This window comes from Microbacterium sp. NPDC060117, assembly GCF_042729315.1.
Taxonomy (GTDB): Bacteria; Actinomycetota; Actinomycetes; order Actinomycetales; family Microbacteriaceae; genus Microbacterium.
In genome coordinates this window covers 536,572-553,911 of record NZ_JBHWXR010000001.1, presented here as the reverse complement: position 1 = coordinate 553,911, position 17,340 = coordinate 536,572, and the positions used below count along the sequence as shown (strand labels likewise).

The 17,340-nt window shown below is 65.4% G+C and carries 15 protein-coding genes and 3 tRNA genes; 12 read left to right on the top strand and 6 right to left on the bottom strand.

What is annotated here, in order from left to right; all coding sequences use genetic code 11:
- Positions 1-86: 86 nt before the first annotated feature.
- A tRNA-Tyr gene (locus ACFWCK_RS02485) sits at positions 87-168 on the top strand.
- Positions 169-221: 53 nt separating this feature from the next.
- Here the strand turns inward: ACFWCK_RS02485 and ACFWCK_RS02480 are convergent.
- Positions 222-602, bottom strand: a complete 381-nt coding sequence (locus ACFWCK_RS02480; RefSeq protein WP_378804381.1) for a VOC family protein — start codon at positions 600-602, stop codon at positions 222-224.
- A 102-nt stretch (positions 603-704) separates the two neighbouring features.
- Here ACFWCK_RS02480 and ACFWCK_RS02475 point away from each other — a divergent pair, with 102 nt between their 5' ends.
- The 9 genes from ACFWCK_RS02475 to ACFWCK_RS02435 all read left to right on the top strand — a co-directional run bounded on the left by ACFWCK_RS02475 (position 705) and on the right by ACFWCK_RS02435 (position 9,628).
- Positions 705-1,196 carry an FBP domain-containing protein gene (locus ACFWCK_RS02475; RefSeq protein ID WP_378804379.1) on the top strand — a complete coding sequence of 164 codons (492 nt, stop codon included), beginning with the start codon at positions 705-707 and terminating at the stop codon, positions 1,194-1,196.
- A gap of 136 nt (positions 1,197-1,332) precedes the next feature.
- Positions 1,333-2,124: an enoyl-CoA hydratase/isomerase family protein gene (locus ACFWCK_RS02470; RefSeq protein ID WP_378804378.1), complete on the top strand. Its 792-nt coding sequence runs from the start codon at positions 1,333-1,335 to the stop codon at positions 2,122-2,124.
- 123 nt (positions 2,125-2,247) lie between these two features.
- Positions 2,248-3,384 carry a hypothetical protein gene (locus ACFWCK_RS02465; RefSeq protein WP_378804377.1) on the top strand — a complete coding sequence of 379 codons (1,137 nt, stop codon included), beginning with the start codon at positions 2,248-2,250 and terminating at the stop codon, positions 3,382-3,384.
- Positions 3,381-4,175, top strand: a complete 795-nt coding sequence (locus ACFWCK_RS02460; protein WP_378804376.1) for an inositol monophosphatase family protein — start codon at positions 3,381-3,383, stop codon at positions 4,173-4,175. The genes ACFWCK_RS02465 and ACFWCK_RS02460 overlap by 4 nt, the downstream gene beginning before the upstream one ends.
- A gap of 109 nt (positions 4,176-4,284) precedes the next feature.
- Positions 4,285-4,356, top strand: a tRNA-Thr gene (locus tag ACFWCK_RS02455).
- A 24-nt stretch (positions 4,357-4,380) separates the two neighbouring features.
- A tRNA-Met gene (locus ACFWCK_RS02450) sits at positions 4,381-4,454 on the top strand.
- A 271-nt stretch (positions 4,455-4,725) separates the two neighbouring features.
- The gene (locus tag ACFWCK_RS02445; RefSeq protein WP_378804375.1) at positions 4,726-5,916 is read left to right on the top strand and encodes a tyrosine-type recombinase/integrase; all 1,191 of its coding nucleotides are present in this window, start codon (positions 4,726-4,728) and stop codon (positions 5,914-5,916) included.
- Positions 5,917-6,078: 162 nt separating this feature from the next.
- Positions 6,079-7,326 carry a hypothetical protein gene (locus ACFWCK_RS02440; RefSeq protein ID WP_378804373.1) on the top strand — a complete coding sequence of 416 codons (1,248 nt, stop codon included), beginning with the start codon at positions 6,079-6,081 and terminating at the stop codon, positions 7,324-7,326.
- The gene (locus tag ACFWCK_RS02435) at positions 7,319-9,628 is read left to right on the top strand and encodes a hypothetical protein (RefSeq protein WP_378804372.1); all 2,310 of its coding nucleotides are present in this window, start codon (positions 7,319-7,321) and stop codon (positions 9,626-9,628) included. The genes ACFWCK_RS02440 and ACFWCK_RS02435 overlap by 8 nt, the downstream gene beginning before the upstream one ends.
- A gap of 631 nt (positions 9,629-10,259) precedes the next feature.
- Here the strand turns inward: ACFWCK_RS02435 and ACFWCK_RS02430 are convergent.
- From ACFWCK_RS02430 to ACFWCK_RS02420, 3 genes are read right to left on the bottom strand one after another with little or no spacing between them, the layout of a single operon-like run.
- Positions 10,260-12,260, bottom strand: a complete 2,001-nt coding sequence (locus ACFWCK_RS02430) for a DUF3732 domain-containing protein (protein ID WP_378804371.1) — start codon at positions 12,258-12,260, stop codon at positions 10,260-10,262.
- 4 nt (positions 12,261-12,264) lie between these two features.
- On the bottom strand, positions 12,265-12,777 hold the full coding sequence (locus ACFWCK_RS02425; RefSeq protein ID WP_378804370.1) for a three component ABC system middle component: 513 nt from the start codon (positions 12,775-12,777) through the stop codon (positions 12,265-12,267).
- The gene (locus ACFWCK_RS02420; protein ID WP_378804369.1) at positions 12,777-13,967 is read right to left on the bottom strand and encodes an ABC-three component system protein; all 1,191 of its coding nucleotides are present in this window, start codon (positions 13,965-13,967) and stop codon (positions 12,777-12,779) included. Before ACFWCK_RS02420 ends, ACFWCK_RS02425 begins: the two co-directional genes overlap by 1 nt.
- A gap of 75 nt (positions 13,968-14,042) precedes the next feature.
- Between ACFWCK_RS02420 and ACFWCK_RS02415 the strand changes: the two genes are divergently transcribed.
- The gene (locus tag ACFWCK_RS02415; RefSeq protein WP_378804367.1) at positions 14,043-14,249 is read left to right on the top strand and encodes a hypothetical protein; all 207 of its coding nucleotides are present in this window, start codon (positions 14,043-14,045) and stop codon (positions 14,247-14,249) included.
- A gap of 44 nt (positions 14,250-14,293) precedes the next feature.
- Here the strand turns inward: ACFWCK_RS02415 and ACFWCK_RS02410 are convergent, their stop codons facing one another.
- Together ACFWCK_RS02410 and ACFWCK_RS02405 are read right to left on the bottom strand one after the other, a co-directional pair.
- Complete coding sequence (locus tag ACFWCK_RS02410) at positions 14,294-15,019, bottom strand: SDR family oxidoreductase (protein WP_378804366.1); 726 nt, start codon at positions 15,017-15,019, stop codon at positions 14,294-14,296.
- Between the two features lie 11 nt (positions 15,020-15,030).
- Positions 15,031-16,131, bottom strand: coding sequence for a LacI family DNA-binding transcriptional regulator (locus ACFWCK_RS02405; RefSeq protein WP_378804365.1), 1,101 nt, complete (start codon positions 16,129-16,131; stop codon positions 15,031-15,033).
- Between the two features lie 174 nt (positions 16,132-16,305).
- On the opposite strand from ACFWCK_RS02405, the gene ACFWCK_RS02400 reads away from it, so the two are divergent.
- Positions 16,306-17,313, top strand: coding sequence for a substrate-binding domain-containing protein (locus ACFWCK_RS02400; protein ID WP_378804364.1), 1,008 nt, complete (start codon positions 16,306-16,308; stop codon positions 17,311-17,313).
- Positions 17,314-17,340: the final 27 nt, after the last annotated feature.

The following is a 17,340-nucleotide window of genomic DNA, read 5'->3' as shown; positions in this document are numbered from 1 at the left end:
GGCCTCGATTTCTCGTGATCGGATCCGCCGGGTATGCTTGATCTCCGCGCCCCCGGTCGGCTGGAAAAGCGGGACGGGCGTGCATTGGCAAGTTGCCCGAGCGGCCAAAGGGAGCTGACTGTAAATCAGCCGCGTCATGCTTCGGGGGTTCGAATCCCTCACTTGCCACCCAAGACGGAAGGCCCTCGCGATGCGGGGGCCTTCCGCCGTTCGCGGGACTTTCAGGAGCGCGCTGCGGGCCGGGCGAAGAGATTGACGAGGTTCCCGTCGGGGTCGCGGAACAGGGCCGACCGGTTTCCCCAGGGCATTGTGGTCGGCTCGAGCACGACGTCGTCGAGCGCGTCACGGAGTCGCGCGAACTCCGCGTCGACATCCTCGACGAGGAACTCGATGATCACGGAGTCGTTCGCCGCGGGTCTCGGGGCGCGGTCGCCGAGCATCGCGACCGTCGCGGTGCTTCCGATCGCGAGAGTTCCGGCCGAGGTCCGCAGCTCGGCGAACACCGGGGCAGGTCGGGCCGCCGTCGTCCCCGTCACCCTCTCGTAGAAGCTGGCGAGACGATCGACGTCGTCGGTGATGATCCGAAGGGATGCGAGGTCCAATGCTGTCCTTTCCGTCGGCCGGTGCGGCCCGACGTGTCGATCCTGGACGCGGCCACCGACATCGCCCGTCCGTCGAGCGGCGGCGTTCCTAGACTGGTCCTCATGCGTGCCCTCACCGAAGACCAGATCCGGGCGTCGTTCCGCAACGCAGAGCCCGACGAGGCCGCCGAGATCGCGATGCCGCACGACCTGCTGCTCGCCGAGTGGGACTACCTCGACTTCTTCGCATGGCGGGATCCGATCGCCTCACGCAGCGGCTACATCGTCATCGAGCAGGACGGCGAGCCCGTCGGGATCGTGCTGCGTGCGGCGGATCCGTCCCGGGTGCGCTCCGGCATGTGCAACCTCTGCCACACGATGCAGCCCGGCAACCAGGTCGCGCTGTTCGCCGCCCGCCGTGCGGGCGCGGAGGGGCGCAAGGGCTCCGTCGTGGGCACCTACATCTGCGCCGACCTCTCCTGCCATGAGAGCGTGCGGATCGTGCCCCCGCTCGCGCCCAACGAGATCCGTGCGGACCAGCACGCCGACCGGCGCCTGGACGGCACCCATCGTCGCGTCTACTCCTTCGTCGCGTCCGTGCTCGGCGACGCCTGACGTCCCCGGACGGAGGGTTGGCCGTGAGCCTGAGGATCATCGCTGCTGAGACTCCGTGTCACGAACATGCCTTGCGCGGGTAGGCTGAACGGGCGGCTCACGGCCGCATGATCGCCGCTGATCCCGAAGGAGCACCATGTCCGAGCCCCTGCTCTACCGTGTCGAAGACGGCCTCGCCCGGATCACTCTGAACCGGCCGCAGCGGCTGAACGCCTTCAACGCCGAGCTCGCGCACGCGTGGGCGGAGGCGACGGCGGCCGCCGTCGGCGACAGCGCGGTGGGTGCGATCCTGATCGAGGGCGAGGGGCGTGCGTTCTGCGCGGGCGGCGACGTCATCGATATGGCCACGGGCATGGGCGGGCGCGAGGAGATCGAACGGCTGGCGCAGGTCATCCACGCAGGCATCGCCTCCCTGACGACATCATCCGTGCCCGTCGTCGCAGCGGCGCACGGCACCACCGCCGGCGGAGGGCTGGGGATCCTGCTCGCGAGCGACTACGCGGTCGTCGGATCCGATTCGCGCTTCGGCAGCCTGTACGCCAATGTCGGGCTCACTCCCGACCTCTCCGTCAGTGCACAGCTGGCCGCCGCGGTCGGTCAGCGCCGCGCGCTGCAGCTCCTGCTCACCGATCGCATGCTCTCGGCCACGGAGGCGATCGAATGGGGCATCGCCGCTGAGGCCGTCGGCGAGGGCGACGCCGAGGCGGTCGCGACCGCCGCGCGCAGCCGGGCCGAGGAAGTCGCGCGGTTCTGGCTCGCGGGCGCCTTCGGCGCGTACGGCCAGGCGAAGCGCCTGATCCGCTCCCGCCCTGAACGCACCTTCCCGGAGCAGCTGGACGAGGAGGCGCGCACGATCGCCGCCGCGTTCGGCGGATCCGAAGCGCAGGGCCTGATCGCGGCGTTCGCGCAGCGGTCGTCCGGCCGCTGACGGGCGCCCGTTCCCCCGCGCGATCCGGTCGACTGTGTCAGATCCGTCCGCACAGGGACTGGCCGCGACGAGTTCTCCCCTGATCGTGCATCGCCCGCAGAAGGCGCGACGTCGCATGCGAGGATGAGAGCACGACAGACGGGGGATCCCATGGCGAACACGACGACGCCGGCCAAGTCCGGGCCGAACACCTCACTGCTGATCCGCGGCGCGATCTGGATCGCGATCGGAGCCCTCATCGCCGCCGCCCTGGTGTGCGTGGTGTGGGTGCTCATCGGCGACCAGCAGGGGCTGATCGGTCGGGCGTTCCTCACGATCGTGCTGCTCGCCGCCTTCGCGGCGATCGCGATCCTCGAGGCGAGCCTCGCACCCAACCGCGAGGACTGGTTGGCGCTGCTGAGCATGATCTCCTGGATCCTCGCGCTGCTGGTCGGCGCCGTGAAGATCTGGCTGCCCGACGACAGTTACTTCGGCGGTGTGGAGCGCTTCTTCCAGCTCGTGCTCGTCGTCGGGATCCTGCAGCTCGCCCTGTTGCACGTGCGGCTGTTCCAGAAGGCCGCAGCGCGCCACGTCACCGGGTTCACGCAGGGCATCGTGTGGGCGACGTACGCGTTCCTCGCGGGCCTGGTCGCGATGCTGGTGTTCTACCTGACCTTCCCGCACACGTTCGACTACCAGGAGCTGTACTGGCGGATCGTGGTCGCGTTGACGATCCTCACCGCCGTCGGCACCATGCTGATCCCGCTGCTGAACGCGTTGTTCGCCCCGAAGCGGCCCGCGCCCGGCGCGCCGGCACTCGTGGCCTACGCCGCCCCGGCCGCGGTCGCGTATCCGTCGGCCGAACCGCAGCCGTGGCCGACCTACGCCGACGGCCGCACGCCGCTGCCGATCTTCGCGGACGGCAGCCCCGACTGGAACGCGTACTACACGGGCGTGCCCTCGCCGGGGGCGACGATCCCGGGCCGGCCGGCCGCGACCACTCCGGTCCAGCCTGCGCTGCCTGCGCAGTCCGCGGCCGAGGCCGCCGCAGCTCCGTTCGGTGCCGGGACTTCGGCGCCGCAGATGGCTCCGGCGGCGCCCCCTGCCGAACCGTCCGCCATCGCGCCGACCAGCACTGCGGGCGGTCATGGGCTGACGGGAGCGCTGCACTCGGACCTGCCCGTGGGCGAGGCCGAACCGTCGGCGCCGTCGACAACTCCGGAGTTCCCGCCCGCACCGCCCGCTCCGTCTGCGGGGGCGACGCCGCCGGCCGCCTCGTGACCGCCCTCGAGCTCCGCGATCTCGCGATCGACATCGCTCGCGAGGCCGGGGAGCTGGCCCGGCGTCGACGGGCGGAAGGCGTGTCGATCGCCGCGAGCAAGTCGTCGCTGGCTGACATCGTCACCGAGGCGGACCGCGAGGTGGAGGCGCTGATCCGTGCACGCCTGGACGCGGAGCGCCCGGGCGACGGTTTCCTCGGCGAGGAGACCGGCGGCGGTGACGGGACCACGGGCATCACCTGGGTCGTCGACCCGATCGACGGAACGGTCAACTACGCATCGGGGATCCCCTTGTACGCGGTGAGCATCGCCGTCGTCGAGGGCGGCAGCGACCCCGACCGCTGGACGGCGCTCGCCGGCGTCGTGCAGTCGCCGGTGGTGGGGGAGACGTTCTCCGCGGCCCGCGGCGAGGGAGCACTCCTGAACGGCGAGCGCCTGCGCATCGCCGAGCCCGGGCTTGCCGGTGCGCTGCTCGCCACCGGCTTCGGCTACGACCCCGGCACCCACGCCGGCGACCTCGCCACCGTGGGCAGGGTCATGCCGATCGCGCGTGATCTTCGCCGCGGAGGCAGCGCCGCGACGGACCTGGCGTACGTGGCGGCGGGGCGCCTCGACGGCTACTTCGAGCGCGGCCTGAGCCCGTGGGACTTCGCCGCGGGGGCACTGCTCGTGCAGGAGGCGGGTGGCGTGTTCGTCCGTCCCGAGGGGCGAGACGTCGCGCGTCGGCTGAACGTCGCCGGCAGCGCGGACCTCGTCGCCGAGCTGCAGCGACGGATCCTCGAACCCCGCTGAGATCGGCGTCGGCGGACGCGGACACGCCCGTGTGACGACGGGGCCGCCTCGATTCGGCCAGGCGCCGATTCTTTGGTATTCTCGTCTGGTTGCCCTCTGAGGGCGGCACGCCCCGATAGCTCAGTGGCAGAGCACTTCCATGGTAAGGAAGGGGTCGTCAGTTCAATCCTGACTCGGGGCTCGCAGTATCCATCGGATGCCGTGCGGCAGGGTAGCTCAGTTGGTGAGAGCGCACGACTCATAATCGTGAGGTCGCGGGTTCAAGCCCCGCTCCTGCTACTTCGAAATATGGTCTGACCAGGTTTTCTTGTCCCGAATGAAGGGACGGAAATCTGATGCGCTCAACACATACTCGCGAGTTATCCACAGGTTGGCGTGTTTGCGCGGACCCTGTGGAGCCGGCGTTCGGTCGGGCTCGACTGCTCTCGGCTGGCCTGGCGTACCTACCCGGCATGAGAAGAGACGCTCGCCTCGTGCTCTGGCCGGTTCGGCCTTCCCGTGTCGTTACTGGCGCCCGTGGGGGTGAGTTCTGATGCCCGGGCGGCCGCGGATGCCGATCGGCACGTTCGGGGAGATCGCGGCGCGCCAGATCAGCGTGCGCCGGTACCGCGCGTCGGCTCGACTCCGAGACTGGGACGGGCAGACACGGCAGGTCACCGCGACGGGGGTGTCGGCGAGTGCGGCGAAGTCCGCGTTGAAAGTGAGAATCGCCGACCGGTTGCGGGCGGGGGACACCAGCGGCGCCCTTAACGCCGATTCGTGTTTCGTGGATCTCAGCGACGCGTGGTTGGAAGACCTGTGGCTGGATGCGGACCGTTCCGACGGCACGAAGGAGGTGTACGAGCGCGAGTTGCGAACGCTCGTGCTGCCGACCTTCCGCAACCTCACCATTCGTGAGGTCACGGTCGGGCGGGTCGAGCGATTCCTCAGGGAGCAGCGGTCGCGTTCGTATGCGCGTGCGAAACACTCGCGGACCATCCTCAGCATGGTGCTGGCCTTCGCGGTGCGTCGTGAGATCGTCGGACGCAACCCGGTGAACGAAACGTCGCGGCTGAAGAAGCCGAAGCACGTGCCGAGAGCGCTGACGGCCGAGCAGCTCGCGCTTATCCGGACGGCGGCGCGCGAGTGGCGCAGTGGGCCTGGCACGCTCGGACCGCGGCCGGATGGGCAGGTGCGCGATGTGATCGAGGTGATGCTCGGCACGGCCACGCGGATCGGAGAGGTGCTCGCAATTCGGAAGTGTGATGTGGATGTGACCTCGGCCGTGGCGACCGTCACGGTGAACGGGTCGATCGTCGTCCGAAAGGGAATCGGGGTGTTGCGACAGCCCAAGACGAAGACGGGGGAGTCGCGGGTGGTGGCGATTCCACCGTTCGCCGCAGCGGTGTTCCGGCGACGGCTGGTCAGGCTCGCGCAGCAACCGGACGACCACCTGATCTTCTTCACCCGGAACGCGACGCCGCTGGCGCCCCACAACGTGCGGCGCACGCTCCGGGAGATGCTCAAGTCCGTCGGCCTGGACGGGATCGACATCTCGCCACACGCATTCCGCCGCACCGGCGCGACATTGCTTGCGCACCAAGTGAACATCGAGACGGCTGCCGAGGTTCTCGGACACTCCACGCCGGCCACCACGCGTGCCCACTACGCCGAGCCGGATCGGCGGATCAAAGCGGCTTCCGCGCACGTGCTGGAACAACTCGCCCCGGCCCGCGAGGAGGATCCTGAATCGGACGGATGATTCAGATCCTGTTCATCTCGATGCGGACCGCCTCGCGGTGCGATAGGCGGCGTCGCCCATGTGGCGACCTGGCTCGACATGCTCAGCTAGCGGTAGTCGCAAGGTCCGCGGGCGCCGTCATTACGGAGGACCACCGGGCATACCTCTGTTATCTTCCATAACATGGCCGCCGCGTTGCGCATCCCGAAGGTCATCGCCCCGGACGGCGTGACGAAGATAGTGAACGAGCTGACCGTGCAGGCGGAACCGCTCTGGGTAACCGAGAAGATCGTGGCCAACGACCCGTTGACGATCCCGCAAACACTTCTAGCGCTGACCTCTTGGCGTGCTCGTTTCGACGTCATTCGCGTGTATATGGACTTTGCCGACATCGACGCGGCGGCACGTTCACTTAACCGCAACGTCGTTCTCCTGACGGCTATCCTCTACGCCAACTCCGTCATCACAGACAACGCCGTGGATGTCACGGCCGCCGCCCGTCGTGCGGCACTAAGGGCGATGGGGACAGCGGCGAACATCCCGACGCAGGCGAGCGGAGTGGAGGTGGGTACCGAACGGACAGTCGTCGCGGCAGATCACGTGTACGGGTTCGGCGCCCCTGCCGGTCTCTACCATTACCCGGCGGGGGGCGCGGAACCCACACTGCACGATGATGCGCATGAACTGTACGCACGCGACGGGGTGGACCCCGAACAACGTGACCAGTGGCCACTCGGTTGGCGCGTGCTGGGCATGAGCCCGGTGTTCGAAACGCGGAAACAGAACGAAGTCGAGGGCTTCGACAAGCGCGCCTCCGAGCTTGGGGATGCTCTGTTCGAGTTGATGCAAAACACCGATGACCACGCACGCACCGACGCGTCCGGCTACCCGTTGAAAGTGTCTGTGCGCGGTGTGCATGTGCGCGCGCTGAACGGCACTCGCGAATCTCGGATTGCCTCGACCTCGCATCGCGACTTGGCCGAGTACTTCGCGGCGCTGCCAGACGAGGAATACCGCACTGGGGATCCCTCCAGCAGACTGCGGTTGGTGGCCGTCACCGTGTTCGACAGTGGGCCGGGCATCGCCGCGAAGAACCTCTACGGCAAAGGCCACCGCGGGGACGTGACCGCGAAGATCGAACTCCCAGCGATGCTGGACACTCTACGGCGCAGCGATGCGGGGCACGCAGGCGGCATGCGCGGGCTCGGCCTGAGCAGAGTGCAGCGGTACCTTACCAATGTCGGCGGCTACGCGATGGTGCGCAGCGGGCGTTATCGCCTGACACGCGATTTCCTCCGGTTCCCGTTCGCCGGTGACAAGGACGTTCAGGAGCATTGGTTTGGCGGCGTGCAACTGCCGGGCCCTCAGCCCCGTGTCAGAGGTACCGCCGTCACGATGGTGATCCCGGTCACGGGCGGTCGCCATGAGTAACGCGTCCTCGACTTTCGAGGACACGTTCGTCTTCGCCGCAGATGTCGGTGACGGCCAGCATCGTCAGCGGTCTGTGTCCGTCGCCTTCTTCGCCAACCTCGCCCCGAAACCTCGCCAGCTCGCCGACCGGCTGAGAGATCTGTTCACCAAGGTACCCACGACCGAGGAACTCTGGATCGTCGCCCCACATAACCTGCGTGAGAACGCGGTGGCGCTTGGGCAGGACCCTGAGCTCCGCGCACGCGCGGGACAGTCTGCGGCGCTCTCGTGCGTCCGCGTCGTGCTCTTCGACGGACACGGCACTTGGGAAGAAGTCCAGACGGATCGTCCCAGCGACCTCCCAGTGGCCGCGACGGCGCCCGCTGTCATGCAGGCCGGAATGCGACGTCTGTTCAAGGATGGGAAGGCTCTGGATACCGCCCATGCTGGACTTCATTATCGGAAGCCGAGCGGATCGCACTCCAGCCACTTCCTCCGCGCCGGACCTGCCGTGCAACGATCACCGCACGCGCATTTTGTGGCTGCGGCGCTCCTGGGCTGGGCTGACACTGTGGAATTCGAACGGATTTGGGTGGACACGGGCGCCATCGCCGGAGTCGCCTACGCACTCAGTGAACTACGACATCGGCTCCTTGACGTACCCCTCGTTGCGGTGGACAGCTTCGGCGGGTATGACGGGTTGAAGGGCGCATCCTTCAGCACGCCCGCGGTCGCACTCATCTCGGCGACAACCTCCGGCGGACTGTCAGCGGAGATCGCAGGTCAGAACCTGCCTCTCGACCGGCAACGCACGCTGTTCTTCGTCAGCAAGAATCCTGCCGACGCCAGCATTCTGTGCGACATGACGGACCGTGAAGACGGCCGTCACCCCGAACTCGTGCACCCGTTCGACTCTTGGAAGGAAAGCGATTGCGTTCCATGCAAGAACGGGCAGAACGTCATCCAGCTTGCAGGGGACTCCTTCATTCCAGACGCAGGCGTCGCCACACCCATTGTGTTGAAGTCGATCTACGCCGATGCCGAACACCGGGCCTTCATCGGTTCCGTTTTCGGCAAAGGGGTAATTCGCCTGAACGCCACCGATGATGCAGCGCCCGAGTCGACCGTCCGTGGCGTGTCCTTACACCTCGGCCATCTCATCGCCGACGACCCGGGTGTCGGACGAACCATTGACGAGCGTCTCGGGAATGAGCTTCCGTTCCGCACGCGGTACCTAATCCACCTCGACGATCCGACCTCGCGAGCGTTGGCGGAGCGTGCGCGCGCGCTCTGCGCCATGCGAGGCTTGGGACCTGACCACGTCAACGTGATGTCTGCGACAAGCCTCCACGATGCCAAGCCGCTGACCGATGGAGTTTCGGTGATCTTCGCCGGGTACGCGGCCACAGGCCATGAGCTGCTCAACGTCAGCCGAGAGTTGCGCTCGCTCGTCGAGGGTGGCGGCGATATCGCCTACGTCATCGGGTGTGTGCGCCCGGAAGGATCCGGTCTGTGGAGTACCACTGAGAGTAGTCTCACGTTCCGATCGAAGACGGCTGGCGACACGCGTGGCCCATACCCGCTCGTATCAATGTGGCGGATCGATATGGAGTCGAACACGCTCCTGACGAACCCGTGGGAACTGGAGCTCCGTGTATTGAAGTTGCTCGGTGGCAAGGCACAGATGGACGATGCGACCGAGGTCGTTCGGATCGTGAACGAGAGGATCGACGAACTGCAGGCGCCTCTTGGCGACCGGTCCGGGTTCCTGCCGAGCAACTACGGGACTTCGGGCTCGGTGCTGCCGATGACCCTCAACCCGAACTTCGCGTTCTGGAATCCCGGGATCGGCGACATGACGACCGCCAGCCACGCGGAGGTGTACTTCACGATCTCGTCGGTGCTGCATCGCGCTCGTCACTCGAAGGATGCCAAGTTCTCACTGTTTGAACAGCCTGGGTTCGGCCATGTCCTGTCGCCGGCCAACTTCGACCGATTCAATGACCCTGTCATTCAAGCCGCGATCCTGCGCGGCGCGCGAGGCACGGAATTGCACTTCGACAACCTAGAGCAGCAGAGTCAACACATGGCCTCCGTCATCGAGACTGCATTGCGTTCCTGGTTCATCGAAGAGCGCGGTGCTTCCGCCCTCGAGTACGTTCTGTCGTTGTTACGCGGCGTCGAGAAGATCGGCGCGGGTGCGCTCCGGCTGCATCCTGACGACGTTCCGACCATTGAGCGAGCCGCCAAGGCCGTTGACGCCGAGGAGGCGCCGCTCCTGCACGCAGCACTCTCGCAGTATCTCTCGCACAACGGAGCATGATCAACCGCATTGACCTCGATCTGTCCGCGGCGTGGAAATTGTGCGGTGCGAGATGCCGGGTGGGGGCGTTAGCGCACGTGACGGACGCGCTGGGCTGCCAATCCCTTCGAGTGCGGCAATCAAGCGACTGTGCTCCCTGAGGCCGCTCGGCCGCGAATGGTATGGGACGACGATCACTAACTCTCGCTGTACGCGAGTTCTCTCGCACGAGCTGCGGCCAGCCACCGGTCAGGACCGCCTCGTCCTTCCATATCTGGAACTGCTGCATCCAGCCGTCCGAATCTCGGGCTCCCGCCTACAACCCGGACTGCGCCGCTCCGGCCGATGGCAACACGATGGCGATCCGCGCACTGCCCATCTTGTAGTTTGAAAAGCACGTCGACCGTGTCGGCACGGATACGAACGTCCGCGACTCGATAGTCGCTTTCGATCGGACGTTGCGGGTCGCCACGCCGCTAAGCGCACTGCCAATCCGCTCCGCTCCGGGGCATCGTTGTCACGTTGGCACCGGGGATCATGTCTGATGATCGCACTGGAGGGCCGGCCGCCGCGCGAGGGCAGCGCCCGCGATGTCTTTTCGTCCTCCACCGCGATCACGCGAGGCTCTTGCCGAGCCAGGCGGTCCGGGCAGCTACGGCCCTTCTTCGCTTGCCGTTGTCGGCGGCGTTTCACGTTCGAGTTCGGCCCAAGTCGCCTCATCTGCCCAGTCCCTCGGTACGAGTCCATCATCTCCGCGCCAGTCCTCGACGACGGAATCGCTGAACCACGGCTCGTCGACGTCAGCATGCTCGCTCAGAATGATCTGGAAGTTCGGCGTCAACTCGGCGCAGAACGACCACAGCAACTCAAACATCTGACGCACCGCACGCTCGTCGTCGCTGCCCTCCGCACGCGCCCGGCTAGCGGCAAAGAAGACCTGGGAGGGTTGGTCGATCATGAGCACTCGGGGAACGGGACGTTCGTTCTCTACGAAGAACTCGTGTAAGCCAAGGTGAGCCGCGAGATGGTAACCAACCCAGTTTGCGCCGCTGCCGATCGACGCCAGTGGGACTGCACCTTCAACCGAATCAACCATGATTGTGAGGCGCGCGCTATCGAGCCAAACGCTCCGCTCGGAGTGTTCGAGCTCGAGTCGCTGCGCATAGAGCGTGATCTTTCGATTGACGGCCGCAAGAAGCGATCCGAGCCTGTCGACGGCCGATGTCGCGTCAAGCTCGTTTTGCAGCGCCTCGACACGAAGTCGAAGTGTTTCCCTTGACGTGCGCAGACGGTCGATCGCATCGGTGTCATTTGGGTTGTGGTCCCCGAGGGTCGCATCGATGCGTCCACGTACGAACTCTCGCCGTCCGGGGTCAATGCTTCTTTCTCCGGCCCCCGCTGATTGCATTGCCGCCAGAGCTGACTCGACCTCAAGGAGCTGGCCACGGAGATTTTCGGCGGTGATGCTTAGGTCTCGTAGCGCTTCCTCGCGTGCGGGCTGCGCGAGGGCGAGTGTCTCAATCTCGTCCCGCAGCGAACTCAGCCGTTGTGCGAGTAGACGGGGGGTCGGATCACTCCCGGGGAGCACCTGGCTACAAACTGGGCAATGGTCGTCTGCAACTATCCCGTCTAGATCCTCTGCAACTAGGCCGATGCTTCGAAGACGGCCTGCCTGCTGACTTAGGGCCTTGCCGTAGCCGGAAGCCCCAGCGGCCGAGTCCAGAACGAACGCGCGATTATCCAGCACTTGCCCGAGCGCCTGGCGGAGCGCGGCGCGCCGGTCACGGAGCTCCTTCACTCTCGCTTGGGCCTCTTCGGCCGCCTGCAGTTCTCCCGGTGGTGTGACGTCATAGCGTAGCTTCCCCAGAAGTCCGATTAGGAGCTCTCGAGACTCGACGCTTTCTACATCCGTGAGCCCAACGGCATACGCCTGTTTCAGTAGTGACCGGAGCTGACCGTCGCGCTCGCTCTCTTCTGTCAGCGTCGACGAGAGGCGGGACTCAACCGCGCGGAGTGCGCGGCTAGCTGTCCGCAATTCCGAGCGCTTGCGCGCCTGATCTCCGTCGATAGCGCCCAGGAAGAACGGCAGGGTGTCGCGCAACGTCTGAGCAATACCAGGATCCTCCTGACGGTGGAACAGGAGCGTTCGATTGGCCACCTCGTGTTGGCCTTGGAAGCAGTAGAACGCGCTCGCTCCAAGACCAACCGAGAACGAGCCCTGTATCGAACCCTCGCGGGGTTCAATCTCCACGTCGCTGAGGCCGATCTGCGCTCCGACCTGTGCCCGAAGTGACTCCGAGTCCGTGTTCACCACGAGGTCCTCGGCGTCGGGGACGCCGAGCTCGGTGCCCCCGAATCTGATGAATGCTTGGGACGTCTCTTTCGCCCCATGAGAAATGGCCGGTCTGCCGAGGAAGACACGCGCGCCTCCGGGCGTCAGAGACCACAAGGTACCGAACCAGGAAACCGTGCGTCCGATGATGCCAGGAGGCATCCTCACGTCGTCCCGACCGAGTGTGAAGTCGACGATGTCCTGTAGCGCCGTCTTGCCGGTACGCGAGTTCCCCAGGACAACGTTCAGAGCGCCGGGACGGAAGTTGACCGTTCTGTTCCGTCCATCGGGGTGATAGATCGCGATACTCAGAAGCTGCACGGTGTTATGGTGTCACACCCAAGACGCCGTACACCGTTGCTTGATCGCCGATGTGCCCGAACCACCGGCCGAGGAAGCCCGATGACTTAATGATCGCACTCAACTCCGCATCCGCATCGCGATTCACCTTGCCCAGGATGCGGCCGGACACCGTGGCGTCATCGTGCAGCCTGAGCGCCTCTACCCGAATCCCGAAGCGCAGGCCTTCTCTGACAAATGGGCTCATGCTCTGTGCTCGGGCAGACAGGCCAGCGTGCAGGACTGGGTTCCTCTCGACCCATCGCGGCATGTGCGAGTCGATACGGTTGGGCAGCGTCTCGCGTGTGTCTCGATGGAGCGCCATCGGAGGGACCAGGAAGCTGAGCTCCCACGGCATGCGCTCGCCCCGCTCGTCTTCGAATCGAATTGCTGCCGCCGCTATACACAGTGATATTAGGGCGGGGTTAAGCATCGACGCGGCTGAGCTGGATCGCGTGGACCAGTTCGGAAGCTCCATCAAATGGTCGGTGGAAATCATCATCGATCCCCCGTCGTCAGGCTCTTGATGAGTTCGCCGAAATCCGGGTGCCAACCGCAGGTTGTTTCGTCAGCCAGCTCGTACAGAACTCCGCGTCGGTAGAACGGTTCGCTGTACGATCGTCGAATCGACGGGCCGACTGCGTCCCGGAGCTTGTTGAACAGTCCGCGTCCGAGGGCCGATTTGACGTCCTCCGATGCGTCATCGGGTACCTCTGCAAGCATCGCATAATACGCCTGCTCCCACTCGTCGGCAAGATTGCTCTTGAAGCTGTCAAACTCAGTCATCTCGATCAAGCTCCTATCCGCCCAGTCCGTCGTCTGAACCACAGCGCGATGAAAGTCGAGAATTGCCAACTCGATCTGGCGAGGGTGAACCCGCACCCAGCCGAGCTGATGGACGAACACTCGGTCCTTGTGATCGCTAACGGCGGCTGCCCGTTCCTCAGGCCCGAGCACGACGGAAGTGGGCAGGTTGTCCGCCGAAAACTCATCTCTTAGGCGCTCGATGAAGCTGCGCACCTGGAGCGCCGTTATGGGGCCGCGATACCCCGACAGCATGTCGATGGAGACCGCGTGCCACCATCCGAAGAGACGTTCCTCGAAGACCTGCCACCGAGAGTCCTCTGCGGGTGCGATGAAGTAAAGTACGCGTCTGATCTCGTCGCCAATGGCGGTGATCCGAACTTCAGCGTCGATGGCCGTGATACGGCCGATCAGGCTCACCCGCTCTGCATCGGAGAGGGCTAGCCATTGCTTCCTTCGCTTGGCCGTTGTTCTCGCGGTCGAGACCTCCGCCGCCGCATCTAGTTGGCTCTTCGCGGACTGCTCGTCTCTTGTATCGGTGCTGAGCAAGCTAAGGGCAGAGCCGGGTTGGAACCTGCCGGTCGAGATCAACCAGAATGATGGTCCTTCGTCGTCGACGAACTTTGCGTCGTCCATCCATACGCCGAGCGTGCGCCAAACGTCGTCGCTCATGTTTCCGATCGCAGGAGCTCCCCCACCATGGTCCTTCAACTGGAGCAATGCCTCTGGGGCATCTCCGACCTGCCACGAGACGTCGTCAAGCTTCTCTAGCATGAGCGCTTGATCCGGCCGATCTGGCCCCGAGCGCAGGATCTCGAGGAGGGCCCAGTCGACCTGGTAGAGGTAGCCCAGCGCACTTGCCGATGCGTCATGGCTTGCGGTCATGAGCAGCCTCCTCCACCTCGACGGCCCACGCTAATCCAGACATGGGACAGAGTATGGCAAAGCGTCGTCCCTCACGTGCGAACTGACCCGCTGACCGGGCTGCACTCCGAGGTCTACTACTGGGAGAGCGTGGAGGCCATGCACCAGCTCATCGGCATGCCCGTCCACAGGGAGGCGAAGAGCCTCCACGACCGGTGGATCGGCCCCTACCGAGTCGTGTTGGGCGAAGTCCTCTCCACATACGGAGAGCCAGGGCTCGGGATCGCGCACGCTCCGGAGTGAACGCGGGTGGCGCAGCACCCGAGGCGCGGGGAGGGGGCGTATGCCTAGTACTCTGCGACCGACATCAGCTGGATGTCGGTCATCATTGCCGACCCCTCCAGTGTTGCCGCGAACAGCACCGCCTGGGCGACATCGTCCGGTGACAGGTAGCGCGCGGACTGCGCGGATGCCGCTGTGCGCCCGTGCCCGATCGCGAACTCCGTGCGGATGCCCGCCGGGCAGATGGCGCCGACCCTGATCCCGAACGGCTGAAGCTCCTGGCGCAGCGCATGGGTGAATCCCATCTGCGCGTGTTTGGACGCGCAGTACAGCGCCTCGCCGGCATAGCCGTTCAGGCCGGATTGCGACACGATCTGAAGGATGGTTCCGCTGCGCTGAGCGATCATGGTGTCAACGACCGCTCGGGTGAAGGCGTATGTGCTGCGAACGTTGGCGCTCATAATCTCGTCGTAGTCGTCGATACTCGTCTCGACCAGGTCTGCATACCGCCCGATGCCAGCGTTGTTCACGAGGAGGTCGATTCGCGACCCGGATGCCAGTGCGGCGGCCGCAGCGGACTCCGCGGTGGCCGGGTCTGCGGCGTCGCCTGTGATGTGCACATAGCGTCCGCGGTCGAACTCGTCGACGGGCAGACCTGCCTGTTCCAGGCTTCTCCTGGCGACTCCGATGACGTGGGCGCCCGCGTCCAGGAGTGCGTGCGCCGTTGCCGCTCCAACCCCGTTGGTCGTTCCGGTGACGATCGCGATCTGCCCGTGCATGTCTGCTGTCATGTCGAGTCCTTTCAGCTGTGTCGTGCCGTGGCTGCTGCGCTGATGGAGGAGACCGATCCGCGGTCAACGACGGTGCTGACGAGCTCGATGGTGCCGGGGGTGAGCGTCTCGCCATGCATGGTCTCAAGGAGCAACTCCACCGCCGTGCGCCCGAGGTCCGCGATAGGCCGCCGGATGACCGAAAGTGCGGGGCTGAACACTGGCGCCCAAGGGGTGTCGTCGAAGCTGATGAGCGAGAGATCGGATCCGACCTTCAGCCCGACCTTGCTCGCCGCGTCCATGACCGCGAGGGCGGCGTCGGAGTTCGTTGTCATCACTGCCGTCGGACGCTCGGCGCTCTCCAGCAGGTGTTGGATCGCAGAGGTCGCCTCGTCATGCGCGGGCGGAACATACAGAGGACGGCGCGCCTGGGGATCGATGCCTCTGTCGCTGAGCGCGGCCCAACCGCCGCTAACGCGGTTGAAGATCGTGGAGATCGCGGACCCGGGGTTGCCTGCCACGACGGTTCGGCGGTCGGAGGTGTTGACGATGATGTCGATCTCGCGGTGCCCGCGATCCAGAAGAAGCGACACCGCCTCGTACGAACTCTGAAAGTCGTTGGTGGTAACCGTCGGGGCCCCCAGCTCCGGCACCGAGCGGTCCAAGAGAACGAGGGGAGGCACGGATCCGGATCCGCCCTGCAGATGTGCGAACTCATCCGGCGAGGAGGGAACAAGGATGATGCCGTCGACGCGCTTCTCCCACAGCACCCGGATGGCGTCACGCTCGACCGACAGGCTCTCACCCGTGTTGAGCACCAGAACCTGATAGCCCTGCCGGGCAGCGGTATCGATGATCGCGCGGGTGGCCTGGTCGAAGAAGGTGTTGCTGATGTCAGCGATAACCAGCCCGAGCGTCTGGGTAGAGCCAGCCGACATCGCCCGGGCGAGAGCGTTCACGCGGTAGTTGAGATCCGCGGCGGCTTGGCGAACACGAGCTTTGGTCTCCTCCGTCACCAGCGGCGAGTCGCGTAGCGCTCTGGCCGCCGTCGACTTGGACACGCCGACGATGCGCGCCACATCCTCCAGGCGGGGCGCGCGTCGTGCACCCATCTGCTGCTGTTCGTCGACCACGTCGCCTCGCCTCCTTCGCTCGATCGGATACTACTTGACACCGGTCTCATTGTCTCCCATACTCGGTGATACAAATCAATGACACCGGTTGTATTCCCGAAAATGATACCGGTGTCATCGAAGATCGTCACACTTCGCGTCGCACAGCGCGTTGATCTCAAAGGAGAGTCACACATGAAGAAGATGTCCAGGGCCCTCGCCCTCGTCGCCGCGTTCGGCACCGTGGCGGCCTTCGCCACCGGCTGTTCCGCTTCCGGTACAGGCGGCGGCAGCACCGCCGGCACCCAGTACGACGTCGCGTTCGTCGTCGGGGCTGCTTCTGACCCGTTCTTCCAAGCCATGAAGGTCGGCGCCGACAAGGAGGCCAAAGACCTCGGAGTCAAGCTCCAGTTCCAGGGCGACGCCACCACGTACTCGCCCTCCACTCAGATCCCGATCGTGAACCAGGCACTGGCGACGTCCCCCAACGCCCTGATCATCGGCCCGACCGATCCCACTGCCCTGCAGCCGGTCGTCGACCGTGCCGCAGCGACCATGCCGGTCGTCAACGTCGACACGAGCGTGGGGAATCTCGACAAGGTGCTGAGCTTCATCACCGGTGACAACGAGGACGGCGGCGCCAAGGCAGCTGACGCCATCGCGAAGGGCATCGGATACCAGGACGGCAAGAGCTACACCGTCGCGGTCGGGCTCAGCTCCGCAACGTCCACCACCAACGTGGCACGGCTGACTGGCTTCGAGGCGCAGCTGAAGAAGAAGTACCCCGGCATCACTGTCGTGGCGACGGCCTACTCCGAGTCCAACCCTGCTAAGGCCAACACGAACGTCAACAACTGGCTGACCGCCTACCCGGACCTGGCAGGCATCTTCGCCATCGACGGAACAAACGCGACCGGTGCTGCTGCCGCGCTGCAGGCCAAGGGCCTGGTGGGCAAGGTAGCCCTCGTCGGCTATGACGCGTACAAGGCGAATGTCGATCTGCTCAAGCAGGGTGTCTTCACCGCGCTCATCGCCCAGGACCCCGCTCAGATGGGCAAACTCGCCGTCCAGGCGGTCGTGGAAAAGCTGAAGAACAGCGACGCCAAGGTCAAGCACCAGCAGACCCTTCCGAACATCATCCTCGACAAGAACACGAGCGCTGACGACCTGGCGAAGTACACCTACGTCGAGTCGGCCGGCTGACCACTCAGAACCGCATCGATCAGGAGC

Coding starts and splice junctions, on each gene's coding strand:
- ACFWCK_RS02475 (WP_378804379.1), top strand. CDS start 705: ATGCGTGCCCTCACCGAAGACCAGATCCGGGCGTCGTTCCGCAACGCA.
- ACFWCK_RS02470 (WP_378804378.1), top strand. CDS start 1,333: ATGTCCGAGCCCCTGCTCTACCGTGTCGAAGACGGCCTCGCCCGGATC.
- ACFWCK_RS02465 (WP_378804377.1), top strand. CDS start 2,248: ATGAGAGCACGACAGACGGGGGATCCCATGGCGAACACGACGACGCCG.
- ACFWCK_RS02445 (WP_378804375.1), top strand. CDS start 4,726: ATGCCGATCGGCACGTTCGGGGAGATCGCGGCGCGCCAGATCAGCGTG.
- ACFWCK_RS02440 (WP_378804373.1), top strand. CDS start 6,079: ATGGCCGCCGCGTTGCGCATCCCGAAGGTCATCGCCCCGGACGGCGTG.
- ACFWCK_RS02435 (WP_378804372.1), top strand. CDS start 7,319: ATGAGTAACGCGTCCTCGACTTTCGAGGACACGTTCGTCTTCGCCGCA.
- ACFWCK_RS02425 (WP_378804370.1), bottom strand. CDS start 12,777: ATGATTTCCACCGACCATTTGATGGAGCTTCCGAACTGGTCCACGCGA.
- ACFWCK_RS02420 (WP_378804369.1), bottom strand. CDS start 13,967: ATGACCGCAAGCCATGACGCATCGGCAAGTGCGCTGGGCTACCTCTAC.
- ACFWCK_RS02410 (WP_378804366.1), bottom strand. CDS start 15,019: ATGACAGCAGACATGCACGGGCAGATCGCGATCGTCACCGGAACGACC.
- ACFWCK_RS02400 (WP_378804364.1), top strand. CDS start 16,306: ATGAAGAAGATGTCCAGGGCCCTCGCCCTCGTCGCCGCGTTCGGCACC.